The organism is Glaciimonas sp. PCH181, from assembly GCF_003056055.1.
Lineage (GTDB): Bacteria > Pseudomonadota > Gammaproteobacteria > Burkholderiales > Burkholderiaceae_D > Glaciimonas.
On the sequence record NZ_PYFP01000002.1, the window covers coordinates 55,565 to 81,072 of the forward strand.

At 49.7% G+C, this 25,508-nt stretch carries 22 protein-coding genes, 2 tRNA genes and 2 pseudogenes; 12 read left to right on the top strand and 14 right to left on the bottom strand.

Annotated elements, in window-relative coordinates:
• Window positions 1-37 precede the first annotated feature (37 nt).
• Both C7W93_RS13245 and C7W93_RS13250 read right to left on the bottom strand, forming a co-directional pair.
• Window positions 38-394, bottom strand: coding sequence for a RidA family protein (locus C7W93_RS13245; RefSeq protein WP_108440694.1), 357 nt, complete (start codon window positions 392-394; stop codon window positions 38-40).
• A gap of 9 nt (window positions 395-403) precedes the next feature.
• Window positions 404-1,672 carry an FAD-binding oxidoreductase gene (locus C7W93_RS13250; RefSeq protein ID WP_108440695.1) on the bottom strand — a complete coding sequence of 423 codons (1,269 nt, stop codon included), beginning with the start codon at window positions 1,670-1,672 and terminating at the stop codon, window positions 404-406.
• A 306-nt stretch (window positions 1,673-1,978) separates the two neighbouring features.
• On the opposite strand from C7W93_RS13250, the gene C7W93_RS13255 reads away from it, so the two are divergent.
• Window positions 1,979-2,818 (top strand): IclR family transcriptional regulator, encoded by an 840-nt coding sequence (locus C7W93_RS13255; RefSeq protein ID WP_108440696.1) that lies wholly within the window; start codon window positions 1,979-1,981, stop codon window positions 2,816-2,818.
• A gap of 803 nt (window positions 2,819-3,621) precedes the next feature.
• Here C7W93_RS13255 and C7W93_RS13270 read toward each other — a convergent pair.
• Window positions 3,622-4,254 carry a carbonic anhydrase gene (locus tag C7W93_RS13270; RefSeq protein WP_108440698.1) on the bottom strand — a complete coding sequence of 211 codons (633 nt, stop codon included), beginning with the start codon at window positions 4,252-4,254 and terminating at the stop codon, window positions 3,622-3,624.
• Window positions 4,255-4,580: 326 nt separating this feature from the next.
• Here C7W93_RS13270 and C7W93_RS25090 point away from each other — a divergent pair.
• A pseudogene (locus C7W93_RS25090) lies at window positions 4,581-5,195 on the top strand (tyrosine-type recombinase/integrase).
• 190 nt (window positions 5,196-5,385) lie between these two features.
• On the opposite strand, the gene C7W93_RS13280 reads toward C7W93_RS25090, so the two are convergent.
• On the bottom strand, window positions 5,386-6,612 hold the full coding sequence (locus C7W93_RS13280) for an MFS transporter (protein WP_108440699.1): 1,227 nt from the start codon (window positions 6,610-6,612) through the stop codon (window positions 5,386-5,388).
• A gap of 116 nt (window positions 6,613-6,728) precedes the next feature.
• The gene (locus C7W93_RS13285; protein WP_225869880.1) at window positions 6,729-7,229 is read right to left on the bottom strand and encodes a cyclophilin-like fold protein; all 501 of its coding nucleotides are present in this window, start codon (window positions 7,227-7,229) and stop codon (window positions 6,729-6,731) included.
• Between the two features lie 100 nt (window positions 7,230-7,329).
• On the opposite strand from C7W93_RS13285, the gene C7W93_RS13290 reads away from it, so the two are divergent.
• Window positions 7,330-8,250: a LysR family transcriptional regulator gene (locus C7W93_RS13290; RefSeq protein ID WP_108440700.1), complete on the top strand. Its 921-nt coding sequence runs from the start codon at window positions 7,330-7,332 to the stop codon at window positions 8,248-8,250.
• A gap of 871 nt (window positions 8,251-9,121) precedes the next feature.
• On the opposite strand, the gene C7W93_RS13295 is transcribed toward C7W93_RS13290, so the two are convergent.
• From C7W93_RS13295 to C7W93_RS13310, 4 genes are all read right to left on the bottom strand, one after another.
• Window positions 9,122-10,471 carry a TRAP transporter large permease gene (locus tag C7W93_RS13295; RefSeq protein ID WP_108440701.1) on the bottom strand — a complete coding sequence of 450 codons (1,350 nt, stop codon included), beginning with the start codon at window positions 10,469-10,471 and terminating at the stop codon, window positions 9,122-9,124.
• Window positions 10,468-11,013, bottom strand: coding sequence for a TRAP transporter small permease (locus C7W93_RS13300; protein ID WP_108440702.1), 546 nt, complete (start codon window positions 11,011-11,013; stop codon window positions 10,468-10,470). The genes C7W93_RS13295 and C7W93_RS13300 overlap by 4 nt, the downstream gene beginning before the upstream one ends.
• A gap of 130 nt (window positions 11,014-11,143) precedes the next feature.
• Window positions 11,144-12,175: a TRAP transporter substrate-binding protein DctP gene (gene dctP / locus C7W93_RS13305; RefSeq protein ID WP_108440703.1), complete on the bottom strand. Its 1,032-nt coding sequence runs from the start codon at window positions 12,173-12,175 to the stop codon at window positions 11,144-11,146.
• 45 nt (window positions 12,176-12,220) lie between these two features.
• Window positions 12,221-12,973: an Asp/Glu racemase gene (locus C7W93_RS13310; RefSeq protein ID WP_108440704.1), complete on the bottom strand. Its 753-nt coding sequence runs from the start codon at window positions 12,971-12,973 to the stop codon at window positions 12,221-12,223.
• A gap of 391 nt (window positions 12,974-13,364) precedes the next feature.
• On the opposite strand from C7W93_RS13310, the gene C7W93_RS13315 reads away from it, so the two are divergent.
• Window positions 13,365-14,240 (top strand): LysR substrate-binding domain-containing protein, encoded by an 876-nt coding sequence (locus C7W93_RS13315; protein WP_108440705.1) that lies wholly within the window; start codon window positions 13,365-13,367, stop codon window positions 14,238-14,240.
• Window positions 14,241-14,911: 671 nt separating this feature from the next.
• On the opposite strand, the gene C7W93_RS13325 is transcribed toward C7W93_RS13315, so the two are convergent.
• Both C7W93_RS13325 and acs read right to left on the bottom strand, forming a co-directional pair.
• Window positions 14,912-15,002 (bottom strand) — tRNA-Ser (locus tag C7W93_RS13325).
• A 249-nt stretch (window positions 15,003-15,251) separates the two neighbouring features.
• Entirely contained in the window at window positions 15,252-17,234 is a 1,983-nt protein-coding gene (gene acs, locus C7W93_RS13330) for an acetate--CoA ligase (protein ID WP_108440706.1), read from the bottom strand.
• A 411-nt stretch (window positions 17,235-17,645) separates the two neighbouring features.
• Here acs and C7W93_RS13335 point away from each other — a divergent pair, with 411 nt between their 5' ends.
• The 4 genes from C7W93_RS13335 to C7W93_RS13350 all read left to right on the top strand — a co-directional run bounded on the left by C7W93_RS13335 (window position 17,646) and on the right by C7W93_RS13350 (window position 20,987).
• Window positions 17,646-18,206, top strand: a complete 561-nt coding sequence (locus tag C7W93_RS13335; protein ID WP_370446455.1) for a YqhA family protein — start codon at window positions 17,646-17,648, stop codon at window positions 18,204-18,206.
• A 103-nt stretch (window positions 18,207-18,309) separates the two neighbouring features.
• Window positions 18,310-19,848, top strand: a complete 1,539-nt coding sequence (locus C7W93_RS13340) for a fumarate hydratase (RefSeq protein ID WP_108442108.1) — start codon at window positions 18,310-18,312, stop codon at window positions 19,846-19,848.
• Between the two features lie 101 nt (window positions 19,849-19,949).
• Complete coding sequence (gene murI, locus C7W93_RS13345; protein ID WP_225869881.1) at window positions 19,950-20,789, top strand: glutamate racemase; 840 nt, start codon at window positions 19,950-19,952, stop codon at window positions 20,787-20,789.
• Between the two features lie 122 nt (window positions 20,790-20,911).
• Window positions 20,912-20,987: transfer RNA gene (locus C7W93_RS13350), tRNA-His, on the top strand.
• Between the two features lie 197 nt (window positions 20,988-21,184).
• Here C7W93_RS13350 and C7W93_RS13355 read toward each other — a convergent pair.
• Together C7W93_RS13355 and C7W93_RS13360 are read right to left on the bottom strand one after the other, a co-directional pair.
• The gene (locus C7W93_RS13355) at window positions 21,185-21,364 is read right to left on the bottom strand and encodes a hypothetical protein (protein WP_108440709.1); all 180 of its coding nucleotides are present in this window, start codon (window positions 21,362-21,364) and stop codon (window positions 21,185-21,187) included.
• A gap of 25 nt (window positions 21,365-21,389) precedes the next feature.
• Window positions 21,390-22,010, bottom strand: coding sequence for a type 1 glutamine amidotransferase domain-containing protein (locus C7W93_RS13360; RefSeq protein ID WP_108442109.1), 621 nt, complete (start codon window positions 22,008-22,010; stop codon window positions 21,390-21,392).
• A gap of 541 nt (window positions 22,011-22,551) precedes the next feature.
• On the opposite strand from C7W93_RS13360, the gene C7W93_RS13365 reads away from it, so the two are divergent.
• The 4 genes and pseudogenes from C7W93_RS13365 to C7W93_RS13380 all read left to right on the top strand — a co-directional run bounded on the left by C7W93_RS13365 (window position 22,552) and on the right by C7W93_RS13380 (window position 25,061).
• Window positions 22,552-22,794: a hypothetical protein gene (locus tag C7W93_RS13365; protein ID WP_108440710.1), complete on the top strand. Its 243-nt coding sequence runs from the start codon at window positions 22,552-22,554 to the stop codon at window positions 22,792-22,794.
• A gap of 135 nt (window positions 22,795-22,929) precedes the next feature.
• A pseudogene (locus tag C7W93_RS25485) lies at window positions 22,930-23,144 on the top strand (DUF4142 domain-containing protein).
• 193 nt (window positions 23,145-23,337) lie between these two features.
• Window positions 23,338-24,033: an SDR family NAD(P)-dependent oxidoreductase gene (locus C7W93_RS13375; protein WP_108440712.1), complete on the top strand. Its 696-nt coding sequence runs from the start codon at window positions 23,338-23,340 to the stop codon at window positions 24,031-24,033.
• 242 nt (window positions 24,034-24,275) lie between these two features.
• Window positions 24,276-25,061, top strand: coding sequence for an EAL domain-containing protein (locus tag C7W93_RS13380; RefSeq protein WP_108440713.1), 786 nt, complete (start codon window positions 24,276-24,278; stop codon window positions 25,059-25,061).
• Between the two features lie 114 nt (window positions 25,062-25,175).
• Here the strand turns inward: C7W93_RS13380 and C7W93_RS13385 are convergent, their stop codons facing one another.
• Window positions 25,176-25,406 carry a hypothetical protein gene (locus C7W93_RS13385; RefSeq protein ID WP_108440714.1) on the bottom strand — a complete coding sequence of 77 codons (231 nt, stop codon included), beginning with the start codon at window positions 25,404-25,406 and terminating at the stop codon, window positions 25,176-25,178.
• Window positions 25,407-25,508: the final 102 nt, after the last annotated feature.

The window sequence follows — 25,508 nt, forward strand, 5'->3', positions numbered from 1 at the left end:
TCCTTATTTGTTTAAATTTTGAGTGAAAAAGTGTTTGTCAGATAGCCGCTGAAACGATGATTTCAACCAGTAAATCGGGTGAAGCTAGTCGCGCTTCACAGGTAGCACGTGTCGGCGCACTGTCACGCGGCACCCATGCATCCCATGCCTGATTCATCGCCTGGAAATCGCGATCGATATCTTTGAGCCATATCTGCGCAGTCAGAAGGCGTGACTTGTCGCTGCCGACTGAAGCGAGATACTGATCTATGCGTGCCAGGACATCCTGCGTCTGTGCCAGTGCATCAGCATCTCGATTAGCGGCGACTACGCCAGCCAGGTATGCCGTTCCTTGATGGACGACGATTCTGCTCATGCGTGCCAAAGTTTCGTGCCGAACTATTGTATCGATCATATTGTTGCCTTAGAGGGAGATAAATCGTGATGCCGAGAACGCATCGAGCAAACCGGTATTGGGCTGTCCACCTATAGCATCTGCAATAAGTCGTCCTGTATGCACTGAACCGGTTATTCCGAGATGCCCATGGCCAAATGCACTCCACAAGCCGGCATGGCCGGGCATTGCCCCAATGACGGGCATGGAATCTGGCAGGCATGGACGGTGTCCCATCCATGTGGTGGCGGCACTGACATCAAGACCGGGCAGGCCGGCTTTTACGTGCTCCGCAAGCAGATTGGCGCGACTGGCACTTGGCGGCCGCTCCAGCCCGCCAAACTCGACCGTCCCGGCGGCACGCAAGCCGCAATCCATCGGCGTGATGAACACCTTGCGGTCCGCAAGAACCACCGTCCTTGAAATATCGATGTTCGGGTTGGCGAACTGGACATGGTATCCACGCTGGCTCTCCAACGGTATCTTGATCCCTAGCAGGCGCAGCAACTGTGCCGACCAAGCGCCGGCAGCGACGACAACATGGCGCGCAGAGTGCGAGCCGCTGCCCGTATCGACAGTCCACTCCCCATTGCCCGCAGGCGCCATGTTAACCACCTTGTCTCGCACAAACTCGACGCCTTGCTGGCGCAGTGCAGCAGCGATGGCGCTGGCATATAAAAACGGCTCAGCGACCCAGCCCTGATCCGGCAGGAAGTAACCGCAGTCATATTGATTGCTGACGGCAGGCTCCATCTTGCGTATTTCAGCGCCGCCAATCTCACATGTCTCCAAACCGTATGCGCGCTTGAGATCCCAGCTCGCGCCATCTTTTTGCAGTGCCAGCCGATTTGGGTACAACTGCAACTGGCCGTTATCTTTAAGTAATCCAGAGCATCCTATTTCCTGTGCCAGTTCCTGGTGCATTTGCATGGCGTTTTTCAACAAACCATGCAAGGCCGCGGCGATTTCGACTACGCGTTCCGGCTTGGATGCGGCAACAAATTTCTGCAACCATGGCGCAGCTTTAACCAAGTAACCAAGTGGAAGATAAAGCGGGCCTGTCGGCTCCAGCAGCATGCCTAACGCCGACTTGAGGGAACCGGGCATAGACAGCGGCGCCACAGCACCCGAAGATATTGAGCCAGCGTTGCCAAAAGTACATTGCGAACCCGGCTCCTCCGGATCGATTACTTTGACCTCGAAGCCTGCTTTACGAACGTAATAGGCAACACACAGGCCTACGATACCCGCGCCGACCACAACCACTGTATCCGGCTTTATACGATTGATTTCGTTCATCGAAAAAATTTAGGAGCTCAAACTGTTTATTGCTGCCACACATTATAATCATGGCAGATAGGGTAAATACGATTTTTATATATCTCTATACGATAGATTAATATCTATTAACAATATAATGGACTATCATTTGGCTTGTCAAGCAAATACAAATGCCCTCATACAATGATTTGTTGCGACCACTGTGGAAGATGCTTGGTAACGTGTGCAAAATGGCGTGTGCAGGAAGCAACATCCTTGGCACGCGTTGCGAAGGCGTACATATTTTCTGTATCGATTTACTAAATATCAAACGAGGAATATCTGATGGGTATGGAAGAATCTCCCCTTTTTGTACAGTCTTTGGCGACGGGCCTGACCGTTCTTGACGCCTTCAATGCTGAACGGCAGTCGATGAATTTGCCGGAAATTGCAGCTGCTGCATCGATTTCAAAAAGTGCAGCACAGCGTTTTACGCATACTCTGCAGGCCGTGGGGTTGCTGAAGAAGGATCCGGCGACCAAGCGATTTTCGCTGACAACCAGAGCGCTGAGCCTTGGCTACCACTATCTGCAGTCGAATCTTTTACTTGAGCGCGCTAATCCGTATCTGCTGGAGTTAAATAGGAATTCAGAAGAAACGGTCAATCTGGCTGAGCGCGATGGCGACAACATGGTGTACATTGCGCGCTTCCCAAGCCCGGTCAGAGCCATCGCACATATGCCGATCGGCCGGCAATTGCCTATGTTTTGCACTTCTGCGGGAAGGGCATTTTTATCAGGTCTGCCGGATGAGGAAGTGAGGGCAATCCTGAATGCAACGGAACGGCCTCAGTTTACCCAGCATACTGTCACCGACATCGATCGCTTGATGGAGATGATTGCGACCGTTCGGGAAACCGGCTATGCCTATAGCATTGAGGAATACTATCGAAGCGATCTCGCGCTTGCGGTGCCGCTGTTCGACGGATCGGGCGCCCCGGTTGCTGCTATCAATATTTCTGTATCGATGGCTTACTGGACACTGGAAAAAGCCCAGGCAGAACTTGTTCCACAATTGCTGGCGACGGCCAATCTGATTTCGACAAAACCGCCTAGCCCTAGTGCCTTGTCGCCATTTAAAATTGGCTATGGGACCGCAGGTAAAAATTCGGGTCAGTCGCATTAAGTGACCCAAATAAATTTTTGACATCCGATTTCGCTAACCCTTAAAACTGATGGCGATTCAGACTGCGAAAGATGAAACTGCATATTCCGGCCGCATCGACATTCATCAGCTAGAAGACAGCGCCATTTTGTCCGCCAGAAGCGCAACATTCATGTGTGTGGCGCGAAAGCATTTGCAGCGTTTTGGGACCTGTGATGGATGTCACTTCCATCGTGCCGAAGATGCCACGCTCAAATAATCGACTTGTCGCGTCATGACGCAAAACATGGAAATGAAGATCGGTCAAATATTTCTGCTTCGACTCGGTTCTGGCGTCAATGCGCTCCTCTGGTACACAGGCATGCATGCATGCTTTACGCGCCGCCGCAACTAACAGTAAATGGTCATCTCAGCCCATCGGCTGGCATTGTCAATACTAGAGAAAGGTAGTTGAACCGGTCAAAGACTACCGGCGCGGATGGTCATCGGGGGAACAACACATTGCTGATAGGCGATTGGAGCAGGTACTCGAAGACTGGTGCCAACCAATCCCTGGTTATCACCTCTACTACCCGAGCCGCCGACAAGCTGCCCCAACATTCTCGTTAGTTGTTAATGCCCTTCGCTATCAAGTTTGAGCTTGCTGGATAGATGTGAACGGCAGCAATGTGAAGTAAAGCCGCCGCTCAGAATCACATCTGAGAAAGGTCAATCCGTCGACATCAATAACCGCGCAATAGAAAGCCAACGACCGCACCCGTAGCATTTCTGCCGTTGGACCCGAGAGCCGTGACAGTCAGCTCAGGGACGTTAACGGCCTATGTTCAGAGTTTAGTTGTGGGATGCTGAGCGAGGGATACGAATTTGTTCGTGGTGGCGTCAAATGCGTCTATCGAGCCACTCTCGATATCGTAGACCCACCCGTGAAGTGTCAATCCACCTTGGGCGAGTGCCAAGGCTACCGACGGATGTGTGCGGATATTGTTCAACTGTGCAATAACGTTCTCACGAACCATGTCGTCTATGCGGTCATTCTCGTTTGCATGGTTCTTAGAATCATTAATCATCCGAGCAGCATCGGCATAATGCAGCCAGTGTTTGACCGCTGGCATGTGGTCCAGGCATGCGCATGTGGCGATTGCCGTCATGGCGCCGCAATCGGAGTGACCGCAGATGACAATATCCGTTACTTTCAATTGGGCCACCGCATATTCAACCGTTGCGCTGACACCGCCTGGTTCAGGGCCGAACGATGGCACGATGTTGCCAGCATTGCGAATGACAAACAGCTCTCCAGGCTCCCTCTGTGTGACAAGCTCTGGCACCATTCGGCTGTCAGAGCAAGAAATGAATAACGCTTTAGGCGTTTGACCAGTCGCTAGAGTCTTGAATAGCGCTTTGCGTGCTGGAAAGACGTCCTGCTGAAAGCGGAGAAAGCCATTAATAATGTCGCGCATATTTAAATTAGAAGTTGATTCTGGAACGTCATTATCGCTTGAATTCCTTGAATTTTCCCGCTACACCGGCCGGATTCCGTGCCGCTATATTCTCTGACATAACTATTTCCTTTACTTGGAAAATCGGACTGAGTGAGCATCTTGTTACAATTTAATTGTCTACAAAGTATCGATTTGGTGCTTCCACCGATTGCCCGCAATTAGCCGATTGTGCACATACGGTACGAGTCCTGAAAGCGTCCATCGGGCTGTTCGTAGATTAAATGATGTATGGCTTTGCGCTAGGCAGCACAATCAGACTTCGATCAACCACGAAGAAGCCTGACATGAAATCCACTCATAATCGCGAGCCATGGAATAAAGGCAAACTGATTGGGCAAAAGCCGCCACTTTAGCCAAAGGACATCTGGGCAATTCGAATCCACCTTCAAAATAACCAGCAGATTCGAGACTTGGCGATGTTCAACCTTGCCATCGATAGCAAGTTGCGTGGCTGTGATCTCGTCAATTTATGTGTTCACGATGTCACGCATGGCAACCAAATTTTAACCAGAACGATGGTCGTGCAGCGCAAGACCAAACGGCCCGTCCAATTTGAATTGACCGAACCAACCAGGCAAGCAGTCTTAACCTGGATTGATAAAGCGCATCTGAAGCCAGAGCAGCACATATTTCCGAGCCGTCTTACAAAGTCACCCCATGTTTCAACACGACAATATTCCCGTATCGTGCACCGTTAGATTTCAGCCATTGGCCTCGATTCATCAGTATTTGGTACGCACACCATGCGGCGAACCAAAGTGACTTTGATCTATAGGCGGACAAAAAACCTGCGTGCGGTCCAGCTCCTGCTGGGCCACATGAGACTGGAAAGTACAGTCCGTTACCTGGGCATTGAAGTGGATGACGCGTTGGAAATTTCAGAGCAGGCCGAAATTTAAGTCGCGTTGCATAATAGCGGTCATACGGCCGTTTTATTACGGATAGTCATATGACTGCTTTTTTCGATTCTGGTGAACGCGTACAGTCGACCATAACCAGCACTGGCTTTTCCTCTCCATTGCGGTAACTGATTCCGTGCACTGCTCCGAAGCGGCCATTGCACCGAGGGTATCCGCTTCCCGTTTGCTTTCAAGTAGTTCGGGTCGCTTCAATACGTGAGCTGATAGCAGTCAGAACAGCAGAAAACATCAGCAGCGCTGCGCTTGCGACAAAAGTGCTTTGGTAGCCGTTTGTGTCGAATAACAGGCCACCCATAGTTGAGCCAAGAGCGATAGCCATTTGGATGACGGCCACAAGCAGACCGCCGCCCGCTTCAGCATCGTTTGGGAAAGTCTTGGCCACCCAAGCCCACCAACCTACAGGGGCCGCGGTACCTGTCATTCCCCACAACCCAAGAAGCACGAAAACAATCGCCGTCATGCTTCCGAACGCAATTAGTGCCAAGCTAATCACTGCCATCAAAATTGGAATTGCAATGAGAGTTTGGTAGAAGCGGCGTTGTAGCGCTTTGCCGATGAACAAAGTGCCGATAAAACCTGCGATACCCATTACCAGCAGGATGAGCGAGAGCGTGGGCACCTGAACCTTCGTTATTGTTTCAAGAAACGGGCGCACATAGGTGAACAGCGCGAACTGGCCCATGAAGAAAAGGCTGCTGGCAGCCATTCCTACTGCTACACCAGGTCGCTTGAACAGCGCGAATACTTTGAAGACATTGCCGGCACCTGAAGCACGTGCTTCTACCCGCATGGAAGGAAGTGCGAACCATTGCCAAACCAGTGTAATCAGCGCCACCGGAACTAGGCAAAAAAATGCGCCTCGCCATCCGATGATGGTACCGAGATAAGCACCTAACGGTGCAGCTACGACCATGGCTAGCGCATTGCCACCATTGAGGATGGCCAAGGCGCGTGGAACTTGGAACGGCGGTACCAGCCGGATAGCGGTGGCCGCTGACATTGACCAAAAACCTCCGATGACGACACCGATTAACGCGCGACCCAGCATATACGTGAAGTAGTTAGGTGCCAGTCCAATGATGACGCCGGATAGGCCCATTGCCGCCGTCAGCAGCATCAAAAGTGTCTTGCGATTCAGGCTACCCGCCAGAGCTGAGATGAACAAGCTCGTCACCACGGCAAATGCGCCTGAAATCGCAATCCCTTGTCCGGCCATGCCTTCCGTTACATGAAGGTCGTTTGCCATCGGAGTCAGCAGACTTACGGGCATAAATTCCGATGCGACCAGTGCAAACGCACCAATCGACATCGCGAAGATACTGCTCCAGGAGGCAGTTTCGGACTTACTCCCGTTATTAGTGTTGTTTAGAGAAATGGATGGGATTGGTGTAGTCATGAAGTACTTCATTAAATTTGATACGCACACCAAGGAACGTTTAAGGAAACGCCAGCGATAGCTTTGCCTTTCAGATACGTGGTGCCTGGGGACTTAAAATACCGAGGTCTGCGGCATCAATTTTTTAATAGTTCAATCCGTACCTTATACGGTCCGGATTGAGCCAAGATGGGTAAGCCTTCGTCCACTCTGCCTAGAGGAAAAAGGTCCTTCGAATAAGAACGGCCTTTGATAAATATGGCTAGGTTGCCCCACGGAGCGTAGTGCGTGAGTTCACCAGCCAGAGGGGTCATGCCATCAGGTGCTCCGTCCTTGGATAGCTTGCGCGGCAGATTCGAAACTCGCTCAATGCTGGCGTAATCCTCCATCGTAAGCGTCAGCGGTAACAACGATGCGAAGTCACGCGCGGTGGAATTGTCATACAAAGTAGCGATAGCGCTTTGGCCATCTACAGTAAGGCGTATCTTCATGCGGAGCTCCTTGGAGAACGCGGACGAGGCATTGGTCGATGGCTGAGCCTCCGAAAAACCGGCTGTGCAAGCAATCATCACTAGCATCAACAGCATCAGCGCATTGCGGGGAAACGAAATCCACGAAAAGTCGATAGGCTTTTTCATAGCCTGTATCTTGACGAAGATAGCGCTCTTTGACTACCTAATAAATACTTAATGAGCTTATTAGATATACTAATTAATGTTCTTTTGAAAATGATGACAAATGGCTAAACGCAACTTCAATGACCTCGTGTACTTCGTCACTGTGGCACGCGAAGGGAGCTTCACGCGCGCTGCGGCAGAGCTGGGCGTGACTCAATCAGCGCTTAGCCAAGCCATAAGCGGTCTGGAGTCAAAACTTCAAATTCGACTGCTCACACGCACGACGCGTAGCGTCTCTCCAACTGCTGCCGGAGAGCGCCTCTTGAATGCTATTGGTCGCCGCTTCGATGAGATTGAGTCGGAACTTGATGAGTTGACGGAGCTACGGGACAAGCCCGCAGGCACCGTTCGTATCACTTGTGGCGATTACGTGTTGCATAGTGTCCTGCTGCCTAAGCTCACTCCATTGCTGCGTGAATACCCAGAGATAAAGCTGGAATTCGATGTGAACTACGGCTTTCGTGACATTGTGGCAGACCGCTTTGACGCCGGGGTGCGTCTTGGCAACACAATCGACAAAGACATGATTGCAGTGCCTATCGGTCCACCTATGCGCTTGGCAGTGGTGGCATCCCCCCTTTACTTCGAGACGAATCCCATTCCTAAGGTGCCGCAGGACCTCATGGCGCACCAATGCATCAATCAACGTATGCAAAGCTCGGGCGGACTTTATGTGTGGGACTTTGAGCGCCGCGGACGTAAGGTAAACGTACGCGTAGACGGCCAACTGATTTTCAACACCACCCAACCACAGGTGGATGCCGCATTAGCTGCGCTGGGCATTGCGCTGCTACCTGAAGATGAGCTGGAGCCACACATAGAGTCAGGTCGGCTAATTCGAGTATTAGCGGACTGGTGCGCGCCATTTGGTGGATATCAACTGTATTATCCAAGTCGGCGACAACCATCACCGGCCTTCTCATTGGTTGTCGATGCGCTGCGTATGACCAGCGCGAAAAACATAAAGTTGGGACGTGGGTAACTTTAGTCAAGTTCGCAAGCATTCAAGAAATTGTCATCAAAGCTGATGACTAATAAACTTCAGCAGCAGTCGTTCAGCTCGGAATATCTACTCCGCATCACGAACGGCCGCTTCCATTTTTTCACCTTGTGGTGAATGGCCGCTTTCGTTTTTCGTCGATGATGGCTCAGGGTCGGCTGCGGTCTTACAGGGGGCGCAAACCAGCCGTTCAAAAAGCATTTGTGGGTAGTCGTCTTCTTAATTGGCGAATGGCTGTAATGCGCCGTTGAGCGGCCTCCCAAAACCCTATCAAAGGAAGCCGAATACAGTAGGCGACAATGACCGCCTCATTGATAGCCAACGACTACATCCGCTGCATTGCTGACTTCAATGAATCAGGCTTGACCAGCCACTTCAGACCATTGTCGAATACATAACTATCGTGGGTAATAGGCTAAGATCGACCAACTGCAGTCGGTGACCAATGACCGCTATCGCGATGACTTAAATAGGGAAATAACCGCCGTCAACACTGATTGTGCTAGCGCGGCGACCAATCCGCAGCGGCGCCTGCGACCGGTGACCTACTGATCAAGAATCAAACATTAAATTTTGAACCGGACGTCCAAATCGTGAACCAGAGAAAATAGATCAAATTTATATGAGTAACACCCATAGATCCGAACAACCAAAAGAAAAAAGCGCTTAATAATCAAACTAACCATCTGATTATTAAGCGCTTTTTCTTGCTATCTCAGATAACTATCTGAGCAACTGACTCTTTGGCGGGAAAGGGGCATACAACATATGTTCCACCATGGTCCTCAGAAGTAAAAATAGCTATATATTTCAAATACTTAAGTTAAACATATTCCATGGAAGTCATTGCCGCCTACCTATTCCCCATACTAAAGTCAGGTAAGCCGGTGGCAATGCCGGGGAAAATGCATAGCAGCAGTACTGCGATGAACATTAGTCCAAGGAAAGGCATCACACCCCATACGACATCTTTTAGCGGAATATCAGGCGCGATGTTTTTAATCACAAAGATATTCAGCCCGACTGGCGGATGAATCAAGCCCATTTCCATCACGATAGTCATCACAACGCCAAACCAGATCAGATCGAAGCCAGCAGCCTTTAGTGGCGGCAAGATAATTGGGGCAGTCATCAGAATGATCGATACCGGCGGCAAGAAGAATCCAAACACGACCACCATCAACAAAATCACAAGCAGCAACAGCCATTTCGATAGATGCAGCCCAACCACCCACGCTGCGGCGTTCTGGCTAATCTGCAAATAGCTCATCACGTAGGAGTACAGCAGGGACATGCCGATAATCATCAGCAGCATGGTCGATTCCCGGATCGTCGACATCAGCAGCGGCGACAGGTCTTTCGGCCGCCATACTTTGTACACCACAGCAATCAGCACCAGCGCCAACAGCGCGCCGAGACCGGCTGTTTCGGACGGTGTTGCAAAGCCGCCGTACAGTGCGATCATGACGCCGGTCAAGAGCACAAGGAACGGCAACACGCGGGGCAACATTTCGACCTTTTGCGCGAAGGTGAAATTTTCATCATCCAGATAGGCCGACTTAACGCCACCGTCCTGATGGAGCGCGAGCGCCATCCGATACTCCTTACGAGCACGGTACACGGCATAGCCAGAAAACAATCCAACTAAGAGAAGGCCTGGTCCAATGCCTGCCAGAAACAGACGGCCGAGAGACTGCTCCGATGCGACCGCATACAAAATCATGGTGATCGATGGCGGCAGCAAAATGCCCAACGTGCCGCCCGCAGCAATAATGCCAGCAGCAAAGCCAGGAGAGTAACCGCGCCGGCGCATTTCCGGAATACCTGCCGCACCGATAGCCGAACACGTGGCCGGGGAAGAACCGGCCATCGCAGCAAACAGCGCACTCGCAAATACGTTAGCTATGCCGAGTCCCCCCGGAACCTTGTGCAGCCATGCGTGGATCGCGGAATACAAATCCTTACCGGCGGGAGATTTTCCAATCGCTGCACCCTTCAAGATGAATAACGGGATCGACAACAGTGTAATCGATGCCATTTCTTCGTAGACGTTCTGTGTCACCGTATCGAGCGATGAAGCTGGCATGAAAAAATACATGAAGGTAACGGCGACTGTGCCCAAAGCAAAGGCAATCGGCATCCCCGAGAACATAATCAACAGTGTGGCAACGCCGTACATGACGCCCATGGTCAGGTCGCTCATCGCGCCACCTGCGGCGTGCTTATACGGGCGATCAGCTGCACGAATATTTGGCAAGCTAACAACGTCATCCCGAACGCCATCATCGCGTAAGGAATCCACAGCGGCGGCGCATAAGTGGAGGTAGTAGTCTGTCCTTCGACGAAGGCCTCATGTACCAGCGTCCATGATTTCCAGGAAAAAAATGCGCAAAACAGAAAAGACAGCACATCGACCAACAACCGCCGCACTGCATTGATCGATGGCGGCAGTATCGACTCAAGCGTTTCGATGCCGATATGGCCGCGATAAGACTGCACATATGCAGCGCAAAAGAAAGTGGCGCCAACCAGCATAAATACCGACGCCTCATCCTGCCAGTCGGTTGCGACATGGAAAAAATAGCGCGACACGACTGAGTACGTCAGGACGATTGCCGTCAGTATCATCGCGCTCATCGATATTGCCACCAAGATGCTATTGGCCCTATCGAACCATCTGGCCACTTCGGCCACGCCAGGATGGGGCGGCATCAGCGGCCCCTTCAGTTGCTGGTTGGGGTGCATGCTGTCTCCTAAGAAATAGTAACGACTAAATTGTGCTTTCGCGTGCCGTCGCTGCACGCGATTTTTTATGGAAATAAACGGGATATCGAGAAGATGAAGAAACGCCGCGTAGAGTCCGATATCTACCGCATTAAGCTGAAACAGCTTCCGCGAGTTTCAGCAAGCGAGCATTGTTAGGACTCTTTTCAGCGTAGTCCTTCCATGCCGAAATACGTGCCAACGCCACCCATTTTGCGAGCGCGGCCTCGGTCAGATCGTGCACTATCGCGCCCTTCTTGATGTACGCTTCGGTGACATGAACATCGTCAGCCCGTGCGCCAGCCAGCGCGACCTTTTCCATCTCCGTGCCGACCGTCATGATCAGACTTTGCTGATCCTTCGGCAGTTTGTCGAACACGGCTTTTGACATCAACAGGGGTTCCAGCATGAACCAATAGGATTTGCCCTGCTTGTTGATTGTCAGGTGCTTTGATACTTCTTGAAGACGGAACGACAGCAGGCTAGTCGCCGAGGTCGTCACCACGTCGATAGCGCCGGTCTGCATCGCCGCATACGTTTCGTTCGACGGCATAGACACAGTTGCAGCGCCGGCCGCTTTAGCGACAAGATCCATTTCGCGACTGCCGCCGCGGAATTTCAATCCTTTGACATCTTCCGGAAAAACGATAGGTGTATTGCGGCTGGCCGCGCCACCCGCCTGCCAGATCCACGACACCAGAATAACGCCCTTATCGGCTAGCAAGTCGACCAATGCCTTTCCGATGGGCGCGGTCTTCCAGTTGTAACCTTGTTCATACGACGTCACCAAACCGGGCATCAGGGAAATATTCAGTTCCGCCACTTCGCCACCGACGTACGAGAGCGGTATTAGCGTCATGTCCAGTGCGCCTTTACGCACGGAAGAAAATTGGGCATTTACCTTCATCAAGGAAGCCCCCGGATAAACATTTGCCTTTAGCGCGCCGTTGCTGCGCTTGTCCAGTTCTTGGGCAAAGTGTCGACAGAGGCGATCACGGAAATCGCCTTCATTGCCCGAACCTGCCGGGAACTGATGCGCGATCTTTAGAATGGTCGGCGTCGCGCCGAACGCGAAGCGCGTTGGCAGTGCCAACAACGGTGCGGCAGCCAGTCCCGCCAATACAATGCGTCGATTGCTATTCATGCTTGTCTCCGTTTTTAGAATAAGATATTGGGCCTGCAGTTACGACTAATATTTCCCAGACAACAACGCGCCATATCCCGGCGCGTGGGTCGTAAGACCTAAGCGCTTGAGCATCCAGTAGGTAGTGCAGACAGCCGAAGAAACAACCGGCAATCCGACGCGGTCCTCGATACCCTGAATTGATGCCAGCGAAGGCATCTGGACGCAAGCCGACGCGACCACCGCATCGACGCCTACGGTATTGAGGCGCTTTGTGATTTCTAGCGGTGCCATCGGATCTTGAAGACCCACTTCCAGGTTGTCGGCAATTTCAAGCGAAATACTGTCAACCACCTCGATGCCCTCGTGCCCAAGATAATCAATGACAAGTTGGGTCAGCGGCTTCATGTAAGGAGTCAGGATCGATACTTTCTTTGCTCCAAGAACCTTCAGTCCATCGACCAATGCACCGGCGCTGGTCACCACGGGAGCCTTGCCGCCAGCCTCAGCCGTTCGCCGCTGAAGCCGTTCTTCAGAGACGCGATGATAGCCATTCCCCATGCTCATAATTGCAACCAGGCAGGCGTACCCCAAAACGTCCACGCGGGCATCGGCAAGTTCGATGGCACAACGGTCAGAATCACTGTCCATTGCAGCCAGTTCTTCTTTAGTCACTTTCTGCATACGCATGCGACTTGAATGAAAAGTGAAACGCTCCGGCGCGATGCCTTCGCGTGCACGCAAAATCGCGGGAATCTCGGTTTCCATCGTTGTATTGGAACTAGGCACGATTTGCCCGATGCGGTAAATACGATTCATAGCAATCTCTTTCGGCTCAGCTTGTAATGGTTGACCAGACAGAGATTACGTTGATCGAAATATGATTTCCAATATATTATTAGTCCAAATTGAGACTTTTAAAGTATAAATAGGAACTAAGTATTTAGTTTCGCACGGCCATTTCGCTAGGTGTCGGAGGCTTTTATTTCCGCCAGATGCTAATACTGACCAAGTTGATTTCTGGCGTACCCACTCGAAAAAAATGTCCTCAAAACAATTCAATCAGACTTTAGACAACACGCGCAACGTACATCCATCAGCAAGTCCGCAAATCACCCATGCAGGCGCTTGAGGAATAGCAACGCCGGATGCTCTATTTATTTACTAAACGCATTCACGATCAAACAGGCATGGACGGTTAAAGAACATCATGGAACTACGACATCTACGTTATTTTCTAGCGCTGGCCGAAGAGCTAAACTTCACGCGGGCTGCCGAGCGACTGCATGTATCGCAGCCGCCGTTCAGCCTGCAAATCCGTCAACTAGAGGAGGAAGTCGGCGCTCGCCTGTTCGGGCGTACCAGTCGGCGGGTCCAGCTGACCCCGGCTGGGCAAGCGTTTCTCATCGATACCCGGGCAATACTGGAACGTGTCGATGCGTCGATCAGCCGGGCGGCTGCAATTGAAAGTGGTTTAGCCGGACGGATTGAGCTCGGCTTGTCCGGTTCGCATTTTTTTGGTCGCTTGCCAAAGCTGATAGCCGGATACTCACAGGCCTATTCTGATGTGACCATTTCTCTTCAAGAGCTAAAGCCAGCCATCCAGCTCGAAGCGCTGCGCGAAAGACGTATCGATCTGAGTATTTCCCGCACGCCCGTCAATGACATGATGCTGAAAAGCATTCGGCTATGGGCTGATCCACTGATGGCGGCAGTGCCGCCGGGACACCGACTTCGGCGACGCAAACGGCTCACGCTGCGCGACCTGCGCGACGAGCCCTTCGTCATGCTGAAACTGGATACTTCAGCCTATGCCCAACATATTCGCGATTGCTGCGTACAGGCAGGCTTTGCGCCCCGCGTCGTCCACCATGTCTCAGAGGTGGCCGCGGTGCTCGGCCTTGTCGCAGCAGGTATGGGCGTGGCGCTGATTCCGGAGTCGCTGTCGCACATCTATGCTGACAAGGTTACCGTCATCCCTTTGGCAACGGACGAGCCGCATTCGGAGGTGTATGTTGTGCAGCATTCGGAAGAGAATGCCAATGTAACGAACGCCTTCGTTCGCTTCATCACGTCACATCATTGAAGAAAAAACCGCATCGTAGGGCATTGCCGATTCTGGCCACAGCGAATCACTGCGCCAATATGATTAAAATATTTAGATAGGCTTCGCAGTCGTTGGTAATGATGTTTGCATCGCGCAGGCAAGCCAATGCGGGCAACTGAAGATCAACCATTTCGAGCCTGTCATTGCGGATCGCCTATACATATAACGCCCAACAAAACAGCCACTACTACCGGCAAACGATTAATCATAAGCTGGTCGGAAGAAGTCCGTCACGCAGTGGCCATGGCAAAGGCAGCGCGATCCGCGAGCCGGTCACCATATCTTTTTTGCAATCGTATGGGCAAATGTTATTTTGATGAAACAACTGGGCGGGCGGGCGGATGGGACTCGATGTGGCGCGGATTTAGCAGACGGGTGCTGGCTGAAACTAAAGTTGTAGAAAAATTCACGGAACATGACTTAAGAGCAAAGTGCGCCAGTGATGCAAAAACATTAGAACACGCACGGTCACTATTAGCCCACGCAGACAGTCGACTAACGGACAGGGTATACAGAAGGAAGCCTGAATTGGTTGCGCCGTTACGGTGACATATTAGATTTGAATAGTACAAGTGGATTTTATAGTACAACATAACAAAAAAGCTGACTCGAAAGTCAGCTTTTTCTGTTTAAAATCAACGACTTATCTGTGGCGGAGAAAGGGGGATTCGAACCCCCGGTAGGCTATGAACCTACACACGCTTTCCAGGCGTGCGACTTAAACCACTCATCCATCTCTCCTATTTACTGCGTTTCATTTGCCAAGTCCGATTTTCAGGAGCCTAGTTTCACGAAGCCGCAGATTATAACAATATTTTGAACGGCTAGGCTAATTTCCATCGTGGCCGAACCTATTTTCTAAGATTTATTTCATAGAAGACAATTATTTCGGCCCTAGTGATAATACTTACTCCGCTCATCACATCCAAAACAATAAATCAAACGGGGCAAAAAGTACCGCACTCTCTGCCCTAGCCTGCTATTACATTGCTATTGCGCTTCTTTCAACTGGTCCAAAATCGCCGGATTTTCCAAGGTAGAAACGTCTTGCGTGATCTCTTCGCCTTTGGCCAGTATTCTCAATAAGCGGCGCATGATCTTGCCGGAGCGGGTTTTTGGCAAATTGTCACCGAAGCGAATTTCTTTCGGCTTTGCGATCGGGCCGATTTCTTTCGCGACCCAGTCACGCAATTCCTTGGCGATTTGCTTCGCTTCGTCGCCCGTTGGACGGCTGCGTTTGAGTACCACGAAGGCGCAAATTGCTTCGCCAGTGGTCTCATCTGGCCGCCCTACGACTGCGGCTTCTGCCACCATCGGATGCGCAACCAATGCGGATTCGATTTCCATGGTTCCCATGCGATGACCTGAAACGTTTAATACGTCATCGATACGGCCGGTGATGGTGAAATAGCCGGTTTCTTTGTTACGGATTGCGCCGTCGCCAGCCAGATATAAATTGCCACCGAACTCTGGCGGGAAATAGGTGCTTTTAAAACGCTCTGGATTATTCCAGATGGTGCGCACCATTGCAGGCCACGGACGTTTCACCACCAGAATACCGCCCTGCCCATTCGGCAAATCTTGTCCAGCCTCATCAACAATCGCCGCTTGAATACCCGGCAATGGCAACGTGCATGAACCCGGCACTAAAGGCGTTGCGCCTGGCAATGGCGTGATCATATGACCGCCGGTTTCGGTTTGCCAGAACGTGTCGACAATCGGGCAACGTTCTGCGCCGATATGTTTGTGATACCACATCCAGGCTTCAGGATTGATTGGCTCGCCAACTGAACCCAACAAGCGCAGAGAGGTTAAATCATATTTTGAAGGATGGATATTCGCGTCAGCGTCGGCCGCTTTAATGAGTGACCGAATTGCTGTTGGTGCGGTGTAAAAAATGGTCGCTTTGTGGCGTTGAATCATGTCCCAGAAACGGCCAGCGTTCGGGAATGTCGGGATGCCCTCAAATATAATTTGCGTCGCGCCGACCACGGTTGGACCGTAAGCGATGTAGGTGTGACCAGTAATCCAACCGATGTCGGCGGTACACCAGTACACGTCATCCGGCTTGATATCGAAGGTCCATTTCATGGTCAGGGCGGCCCACAACAAATAGCCGCCAGAAGAATGTTGGACGCCTTTTGGTGTGCCGGTCGAACCGGATGTGTACAAGATAAATAACGGATGTTCTGCATCGACCCATTCAGGCTCGCAGTGGGCAGCCTGATCGGCGACCAACTCATGCATCCAGAGATCAATCCCGGCGCTAAATTTAACGTTGCCGCCAGTGCGTTTGTACACAATGACATTTTTAATGCATTCGCAACCGCCAAGGGCCAGCGCTTCGTCTACGATAGCCTTTAGTGGCAAGCGTTTACCGCCACGTACTTGCTCATCGGCCGTCAACACTGCTACTGCGCCAGCATCGATAATCCGTTCTTGCAGCGACTTGGCGGAAAAGCCACCAAACACGACCGAATGCGTTGCGCCGATGCGCGCACAAGCTTGCATCGCGACCACGCCTTCGACCGACATTGGCATGTAAATGACGACGCGGTCGCCTTTCTTGATGCCGAGCGATTTAAGGCCGTTGGCAAATTTGCAAACTTTTTCGTATAAATCTTGATAAGTTACTTTAACGACATCGCCGCCGTCCGCCTCAAAAATGATAGCGACCTTATCAGCGTTACCATTTTGCAAATGTACGTCCAGGCAATTGTAAGAAACATTCAATTGCCCATCTTCGAACCATTTATAGAACGGCGCATCCGATTCATCCAAGACTTTGGTGAATGGCTTATGCCAAGCCAAATTTTCACGTGCAAGTCTGCCCCAAAAACCTTCGTAATCGATGGACGCCTCATTGCATAGAGCGTTATACGCATCCATACTAGAAATTGCAGCGGTTCTGGCAAATTCTGCGGGCGGAGGAAAAACGCGGTTTTCCTGGGAAAAAGTTTCGATATTAGCCATCGTGGTGTCTCCTGCTATTAGAAAATATTGATGCCAGAAAGTAGGCGTTTACACTTACTCAAGCCTTACATTAATTTTTTTGGCGGAATTTGCATAAAAATGCTGCGTGACATTTGCGATAGTAATTCTCATTACATGATTTTCTGTTAAAAATGTGCGCCTTGCTCAATCTTGGGAATATCCGGTGGTTTAAAAGGTAGAGCGCATTAAGAAACCTTCGCGATTGAAATGCAACGATGTGACGTGCGTTAATCTGGAATGATGCCAGTAAGCGGCCCGGTAGTCTTAATTAGAACGGGCAGGAAGTGTAAAATAGCCGGGTCGCACTTTCTCCACTTCAAAGCATCTATGAGCATTGTCAAAAATCCTGCAGCAAAAAAGTCTATTGGTACCCTTCCGAATTTGATTTTTATGAGCCGCTGGCTCCAATTGCCGCTGTATTTAGGCCTCATTTTGGCGCAATGTGTGTATGTATTTCACTTTTGGGTCGAGTTAAGCGATCTTATCGGTGCCATTTTTGGTAACGCTTCGTCTCTGGAACATATTCTAGATGCTGTCGCAATTGATGGTGCATTGCGTCCCACTAAATTAAGCGAGTCAACGATCATGCTCGTCACACTCGGCTTGATTGACGTGGTGATGATTTCGAATCTGCTCATTATGGTGATTGTTGGCGGTTATGAAACATTCGTCTCCCGCATGAATCTGGAGTCACATCCGGATCAGCCGGAATGGCTATCGCACGTTAATGCATCGGTATTGAAAGTTAAGTTAGCCATGGCGATTATTGGTATATCGTCGATTCATTTGCTGAAAACTTTTATTAACGCGCATGCCTATGATATGAAAACTTTACTTGCACAGACCGGAATTCATATTACGTTCCTCTTGTCTGCTCTGGCTATCGCGTGGTGCGATCGCATAATGACCGCCACGCAGCAAAGCCAGCGCGAGCATAGCGAAGGACATTAATGTAACGCCAGTAGTATTTAATGTAGCGCAATTATTCACAATTTTCACGCATTTTTATTGTTATTCTTTACAGAAAATCTTACAGCCATCCGCCATGACTACCATCACGACAATCAAGCAAGAAGACCTCATTGAATCCGTAGCTGCTGCCCTTCAATACATCAGCTATTACCACCCTGCTGATTACATCCAACATTTGGCACGCGCTTACGAGGCAGAGCAAAGCCCTGCGGCTAAAGATGCAATTGCACAGATTCTGACGAACTCCCGCATGTGCGCTGAGGGTAAGCGTCCGATCTGCCAGGATACTGGCATCGTCAATGTATTTCTAAAAATTGGGATGGATGTGCGCTTTGAAGGCTTCAAAGGCACAATCACCGACGCCGTCAACGAAGGCGTACGCCGTGGCTATCTCCATCCAGACAACGTCTTACGCGCATCGATCGTGGCGGACCCACATTTTGAGCGCAAGAACACCAAGGACAATACCCCTGCAGTCGTCCATATGGAACTGGTTCAGGGCAATACCATTGATGTCCAGATCGCGGCTAAAGGCGGCGGTTCCGAAAACAAGACCAAGTTTGTCATGCTAAATCCATCCGACTCGCTGGTCGACTGGGTCATGAAAACTGTGCCAACTATGGGCGCTGGCTGGTGTCCGCCAGGCATGCTGGGAATCGGTATCGGCGGCACAGCAGAGCGCGCAATGCTGATGGCAAAACAAGTGTTGATGGAAGATATCAACATGTATGACCTTCTCAAACGCGGCCCAGAAAACAAAACTGAAGAGTTACGCATCGAACTATTCCAAAAAGTGAATGCTCTCGGAATCGGCGCGCAAGGTTTGGGCGGCCTGACAACCGTACTCGATGTCAAAATCATGATGCATCCAACTCATGCCGCATCGAAACCAGTGGCGATGATTCCAAATTGCGCCGCTACCCGTCACGGCCATTTTGTGCTGAACGGTTCAGGACCGGCATTTATGGAGCCACCATCGCTGTCAGACTGGCCAGAAGTGCATTGGACGCCGGATACTGAAAAATCTACTTCAGTCAATCTCGATACGCTGACCAAAGCAGAAGTGGCCTCTTGGAAACCAGGCCAAACCCTGTTGCTGAATGGCAAAATGCTGACCGGTCGCGACGCTGCGCACAAACGAATTCAGGAAATGCTGGGCAGAGGCGAAAAATTGCCGGTCGATTTCACCAATCGCGTTATCTATTACGTCGGCCCAGTTGATCCGGTGCGTGATGAAGCCGTCGGCCCGGCCGGTCCGACTACTGCAACGCGGATGGATAAATTCACCGACATGATGCTGGAGCAGACTGGTCTAATCTCGATGATCGGTAAAGCTGAGCGCGGCCCGGCGACGATTGAATCGATCAAAAAACACAAATCAGCCTATTTAATGGCGGTGGGTGGTGCGGCTTATCTGGTATCAAAGGCGATTAAATCAGCACGCGTGCTGGCTTTTGAAGATATGGGAATGGAAGCGATTTACGAGTTTGATGTGAAAGATATGCCAGTGACTGTCGCAGTCGATTCAAATGGCATCTCGGTCCACAATACTGGTCCACAAGAATGGCAAGCGCGAATTCAATCAGCTTCGCTGTTGAACATTCCTGTTACGACTATCTAATCGACATTATCTGCAACATTACTTGCGGTTGACCTGACAGCACGTCATTAACTGGTCGACCGCTTGTATTCGTTGCGACATTTTATCTAGACATCACCAATATGGCCCTCTCACTAATGCCGATGGAAAAACATGCACCCATCGGCATTTTTGACTCTGGCGTCGGTGGCCTATCGGTATTGCGACATATCCGTGAAGCGATGCCGAACGAAAATCTGCTGTATTTTGCTGACTCGGCCCATGCTCCCTATGGCGATAAAACCGAACAAGCGATCCTTGATCGCACACTGGCAATTGCGGATTTTTTGCTGCAAAAAAATGCAAAAGCACTGGTCGTGGCCTGCAACACTGCTACGGCAGCAGCAATCAAAGCCGTGCGGAACGCCTATCCTGCTTTGGTGGTAGTCGGCATTGAACCCGGCCTCAAACCAGCAGCGCAACATACGCGTACAAAAATGATCGGCGTTTTAGCTACATCGGGCACGTTATCCAGCCTCCGCTTCAAGCAACTATCCCAACAAATTACTACCACAACAGAAGTGCATTTCGTGCTGCAAGCCTGCGTCGGACTAGCTGACCAAATTGAAAAAGGTGAGTTAAACACTCCGGCAACAGAGGCATTGATTCAGCGCTATCTCACGCCATTGCTAGAACAAAATGTGGATACCCTGGTGCTGGGCTGCACGCACTATCCGTTTGTTCGACCGCTGATTGAAGACATCGTGAGACGCCTCACCAGCAATCCGATAACGATTATCGATACCGGCGACGCGGTCACCAAACAGTTGGTCCGGGTACTCATTGAACATCAATTGCGAGAAACAAACACGCCGCCAGGGACATTAACCGCCTTCACTACCGGCGATCTCCCGGCCCTAAAAACGACCTTTTTTAACCTTCTTGGCTTACAACCGCCAGTGTTAAAAGCCGGAACTACGTAAAAACATAAAAATGACGCGATTAATCACGCCATTTCCGTATTTTTGAATTGCCAGTGCGAATTTTAGTTTGTATAATAGCCAGCTGTTCTAGTCCACAAGACGGAACGTAAAGTAGTTCAGTGGTGGCTGTAGCTCAGTTGGTAGAGTCCAGGATTGTGATTCCTGTTGTCGTGGGTTCGAGCCCCATCAGCCACCCCACAGAATATGCAATAAATCAAAGAGTTACACGCTTCGGCTTGTAGCTCTTTTTTGTTTTCTAGCGCACTAGCATCGCGCTGGAAATTTAATACCAAAACGGTAAGCTTCACGCTTGAACCGCGTTATGGTGGATTTGGTGGATTTATATTGAATCCGAATGCATTCACTATTCCATCAAAAAATAATCAACTTTTCTTCTACTTCGCATCATCGCTACCACTTTCTTTGGCATTTCGCTCCGGCTGCAAACGTGGATTGGGCGGTTGTGAGGGGTTCTGATCTGGCGCTTCATCTCGCTCATTCGGTTGACGTAAAACCCCATCGTTTTTAACCGGTGCTGCCGTATTGATTTGATCTGTTTCAGGTTTGTTTTTCATGGCCAACTTTCGTAGCAAGGATAGGTTATCGATTTTGCTCTTGGAGGAGCGAAATAAAAGCTGCATTAAAAGCAGGAATATCATCAGGCTTGCGCGACGATACAAAATTCTTATCGCAGACAACTTCCTGGTCCAGCCATTTTGCATTGGCGTTTCTGAAATCATCTTGCAAGCTAGGCCAACTGGTCAATGTCCTGCCTTTTACAATGCCGGTCGATATTAATAACCAGCCGCCGTGGCAAATGGAAGCGATTGGTTTGTTTGCTTGATTAATGTCCTGAATAAAGGCCTGGGCTTTGGACGACATACGTAAAGCATCACCATTAACCACGCCACCGGGCAAAAGAACCGCCTCGTAATCATCAGGCGGCGCTTCTTCCAACGCGCAATCAACATCAATACGTACGCCTTTTTCTGTATGCTTAAAACCTTGCACGCTGTCTTTTTTGTCTGAAATGACGTGGACTGTGGCACCAGCAGCCTCTAATGCTTCTTTAGGCTTAAGTAATTCTGCCTGCTCAAAACCATCGGTGACTAAAATGGCGATTTTGATGTGAGCAAGAACGGCGCTTTGCGGCAACGGAATATCTTCCGCGCCTGCATTCAATCCATTACTATTTTGATGATCTGCTGCAGCTGGCGCCATCTCGGGCGCTTTTTCTATGCGGGTAATGTTCGAAGACGACACCGGATCGCTAGCCGGAAAAGACATCTCATTTGCATTATCCAGCGCTTGTTCTGATGGGCTATCGGTCTGCGGTATTGCATCCGTTTTTGTTTCAGTTTTTGATTTGGCGGTCATGTTAACTCCTTGTATTGAACCATGATGGAAACCACAAAACAGCGCTGCGTCGGGGAATCAAATAGAGCTGCAGCCGAACCGGCAATTAAAATGAGAGCCTGAAAAATCCGGTGTGTAACTCTCGTTAATCTTCTCGCTAAATCTTATTCGCTGATTAGCACCAGTAGCTTAAAGACGAGCTTATATTCGATCACCTACGCTTTCTATAAGCGCGCACCTACTTACGATGTAGGAATTCATGAAATACGTACGTCATTTCAAATCTACGTTTAACGAGAAACAAAGGCTTTTAAGGTGATCTTAGAAAGAAATGCGGCATTACCTGATTGTTTTAATATGGAAAATGGTTAAAGTAGATTCAGTTTCCCATCTTCGAGGAGAAATCATGATCAAGCCGCTAATGCCCCGTCCTCACCCTGACGAACGCGTAGTTTACGCAAAGACCGCGAATAAACTTCGTATCCTAATAAGCCTGACAGTGTGTGCGTTAGCTGCGATCGCACTGACCGCAGCGCAGGCGCACGCTGCGGATAACCTGCTCTACAGCGATAAAAGCTTTCTGACGAACGTCGCCGAATCCAGAAACGCAGAAGTTAATGCCAGTCAGTTAGCGTTACAAAAAAAGTAGCGATCCGGACATTAAAACTTTTGCGTAAAAGATGATTGATGACCACACAATGTCGGGGATGATTTGAAAAATCTGGCTGCCAGCAAAAGTGTGACAGTGCCAGAAGGTCCAAGCGTCGCATAAAGCAAAGTATTGGTGTTGACCAAGCTTGAAGGACATACTTTCGATAAGCAATACGTCAGCATGATTGGCGTTTCAGCACATAAAAACACCGTTGCGCTATTCAAAAAAATGCCGCTAACGCAAAGGATGCTGATATTAAGCAATTTTCTGCTACTAATTTGCCTGCTCTACGACATCATTTAGAAATGGCGCAAAGCTTGAAATCTACAATTGATGTAACGAAATAATTTTTAAATACGTTACACCCTCAATTGAAAATGGAAGGTCGCCAGCTTCGGCTAGCGACCTTTTCATTTTACGGTCTGTTTCGTGATAATCGATTTAACGATTACGATTCAATACCGGCATATCGACATCCCAATTTTTTTCCTGTCACGACTGTAATAGCAATTTCCTTCTCACACAAACGCTAGGTAAAAAATGCTTTCTTTTCCGCCGAACTTTAAGGTGTTGGTCATAGGGGCATCGGGCGCAATTGGTTCAGCGTTCGTTGATGTATTGAAACTGCATCCGCGATGCGGTCTGGTCGAGTCGCTTCATCGTCACTCCGAGCCATCGGTCGACTTTGATTATGAAAGCAGCATTGCCGAAGCTGCTCAGAAAATTAGCCACAAAGGTCCCTTCAACTTAATTATTAATGCAGCTGGTTTGCTTTATACGCCACGATTTATGCCGGAGAAAAAAATGGCCGACTTGCACTATGATCAGATGATAGAAACATTCCAGGCTAACGCATTTGGCCCTGCAATGATCATCAGACATTTTTCAAGCATATTGGATAACGAAAGAAGCGTGATGGCGATCCTTTCCGCCAAAGTGGGGAGCATAGAAGATAACCGACTGGGTGGCTGGTACAGCTACCGCGCATCAAAAGCCGCGTTGAATATGTTTATAAAAACGGCCTCAATAGAAATCAAAAGAAGTAACCCCGAGGCGGTATTGATTGCCCTGCATCCTGGCACCGTCAATTCCAAATTATCTGAACCGTTCAAGGGTGCTCAAATCGGTCGCGCGCCGGAGGTAGCTGTTAAGGACATGCTTGGGGTCATCGACAAATTGACTGCGGCCGACACCGGGCAGTTTTTTTCCTACAACGGAGAGAAACTTCCCTGGTAACGACTTTGCTACCGATGAAATACTTCAATTAAGACTAATTCGATTGGTTATTTGCAGCCAATTTACATGTAAAATTTTCATAAACTATGGAATATTCATGCTAAATACAACTAATGTTGACAAACATTTCATGGTTTTATGCATGATTCGCCCAAATCAAATTGAGACAGACCTGCTCCGCTAAAATCATGCTACAAGTGATACATAGCAGCCGTCGGCTCTCTTTCGATAAGAAAAAATAAATGACATCAATTCAGGAAGTTCAGGCTGGCAAAGCGCCTCTGCCTGAAAAATGTGTCCAATGCAAAAACGAAAATGCCCTAGATTTCGGCTTCGTTTTTGCCTACCAGCCGATTGTTGATATGAGCACGCAATCGATTTATGCGCATGAAGCGCTGGTGCGCGGACCGAACGGCGAGTCTGCTTATTCAGTCCTTTCTCAGGTGACGGATACCAACCGCTATTCATTCGATCAAGCCTGCCGGGTGGGGGCAATTCGTGGCGCATCCGAACTCGGAATGACTGAAATGTTGTCGATCAATTTTTTGCCTAACGCGGTATATCGCCCGGAAGCCTGCATCCGCAGCACTTTCGCAGCAGCGAAACTTTATAACTTCCCGATCGAACAAATTATCTTTGAAGTGACCGAAGGCGAACAGATCCATGATCGCACCCATCTGGTAAATATCTTTCAGGAATACCGACGCTTTGGCTTTCACACCGCGATAGATGACTTTGGCGCAGGCTACGCTGGCTTAGGTTTGTTGGCGGAATATCAACCAGATATCATCAAAATCGACATGGCACTGGTTCGCGATGTGGATACCAACAAGGCGAAGCAAGCCATCGTTCACGGCATCGTATCAATCTGTACTGCGTTGAATGTACGTGTTTTGGCGGAGGGAATTGAAACTGCGGCTGAGCGCGATTTCTTGCGAAACGCTGGTATTAATTTGATGCAAGGCTATCTTTTTTGCAAACCGACATTCCAAGGACTCGGCATCATTGATCCGACATCCTGGGCTTAAAACTACATCAGGCATTTGTATACTTCGTCATAGCACGAACTATGTAATGCAAGCCTTTTTTGGAATGGGCAATCAAGAACAGATTGCCGGAAAATATCAATCTTCTCACTACCCTTACTCTGCTATCGACTCAACTTTTATGGCAGTAATCCGGTCAATAAAAAACTCGCCGTCGATGCACTTTCTGTGCGGCACGCCAGTCACAACAAACCCGTGATTACACTCTTCAGCCCAAAGCTTTGCTACCGTATCAAATTCTTCCGGCTCCAAACCCAGCATTGGTGCGGAGATAATAAATTTCGCACCGTCTTTTTGCCTTTTTACAATATCGTCAATTCTTGCCATGCCAGTTCCGCCTCGTTTAATGATTTATCACGAATCATAACGCGACTCGGCCATGCACAAGCAGTTCAAATATTTAGGAAGATGGCGTTCATCGCACACATG

What these genes read in the sequence shown, in the direction of transcription:
- C7W93_RS13250 (WP_108440695.1), bottom strand. Translation starts at nt 1,672, where the DNA reads ATGAACGAAATCAATCGTATAAAGCCGGATACAGTGGTTGTGGTCGGC.
- C7W93_RS13375 (WP_108440712.1), top strand. Translation starts at nt 23,338, where the DNA reads ATGCTTTCTTTTCCGCCGAACTTTAAGGTGTTGGTCATAGGGGCATCG.
- C7W93_RS13245 (WP_108440694.1), bottom strand. Translation starts at nt 394, where the DNA reads ATGATCGATACAATAGTTCGGCACGAAACTTTGGCACGCATGAGCAGA.
- murI (WP_225869881.1), top strand. Translation starts at nt 19,950, where the DNA reads ATGGCCCTCTCACTAATGCCGATGGAAAAACATGCACCCATCGGCATT.
- C7W93_RS13255 (WP_108440696.1), top strand. Translation starts at nt 1,979, where the DNA reads ATGGGTATGGAAGAATCTCCCCTTTTTGTACAGTCTTTGGCGACGGGC.
- C7W93_RS13295 (WP_108440701.1), bottom strand. Translation starts at nt 10,471, where the DNA reads ATGAGCGACCTGACCATGGGCGTCATGTACGGCGTTGCCACACTGTTG.
- C7W93_RS13335 (WP_370446455.1), top strand. Translation starts at nt 17,646, where the DNA reads ATGAGCCGCTGGCTCCAATTGCCGCTGTATTTAGGCCTCATTTTGGCG.
- C7W93_RS13380 (WP_108440713.1), top strand. Translation starts at nt 24,276, where the DNA reads ATGACATCAATTCAGGAAGTTCAGGCTGGCAAAGCGCCTCTGCCTGAA.
- C7W93_RS13270 (WP_108440698.1), bottom strand. Translation starts at nt 4,254, where the DNA reads ATGCGCGACATTATTAATGGCTTTCTCCGCTTTCAGCAGGACGTCTTT.
- C7W93_RS13310 (WP_108440704.1), bottom strand. Translation starts at nt 12,973, where the DNA reads ATGAATCGTATTTACCGCATCGGGCAAATCGTGCCTAGTTCCAATACA.
- dctP (WP_108440703.1), bottom strand. Translation starts at nt 12,175, where the DNA reads ATGAATAGCAATCGACGCATTGTATTGGCGGGACTGGCTGCCGCACCG.
- C7W93_RS13365 (WP_108440710.1), top strand. Translation starts at nt 22,552, where the DNA reads ATGATCAAGCCGCTAATGCCCCGTCCTCACCCTGACGAACGCGTAGTT.
- C7W93_RS13315 (WP_108440705.1), top strand. Translation starts at nt 13,365, where the DNA reads ATGGAACTACGACATCTACGTTATTTTCTAGCGCTGGCCGAAGAGCTA.
- C7W93_RS13385 (WP_108440714.1), bottom strand. Translation starts at nt 25,406, where the DNA reads ATGGCAAGAATTGACGATATTGTAAAAAGGCAAAAAGACGGTGCGAAA.
- C7W93_RS13360 (WP_108442109.1), bottom strand. Translation starts at nt 22,010, where the DNA reads ATGGCGCCAGCTGCAGCAGATCATCAAAATAGTAATGGATTGAATGCA.
- C7W93_RS13355 (WP_108440709.1), bottom strand. Translation starts at nt 21,364, where the DNA reads ATGAAAAACAAACCTGAAACAGATCAAATCAATACGGCAGCACCGGTT.
- C7W93_RS13285 (WP_225869880.1), bottom strand. Translation starts at nt 7,229, where the DNA reads ATGAAAAAGCCTATCGACTTTTCGTGGATTTCGTTTCCCCGCAATGCG.
- acs (WP_108440706.1), bottom strand. Translation starts at nt 17,234, where the DNA reads ATGGCTAATATCGAAACTTTTTCCCAGGAAAACCGCGTTTTTCCTCCG.
- C7W93_RS13300 (WP_108440702.1), bottom strand. Translation starts at nt 11,013, where the DNA reads ATGCACCCCAACCAGCAACTGAAGGGGCCGCTGATGCCGCCCCATCCT.
- C7W93_RS13280 (WP_108440699.1), bottom strand. Translation starts at nt 6,612, where the DNA reads ATGACTACACCAATCCCATCCATTTCTCTAAACAACACTAATAACGGG.
- C7W93_RS13290 (WP_108440700.1), top strand. Translation starts at nt 7,330, where the DNA reads ATGGCTAAACGCAACTTCAATGACCTCGTGTACTTCGTCACTGTGGCA.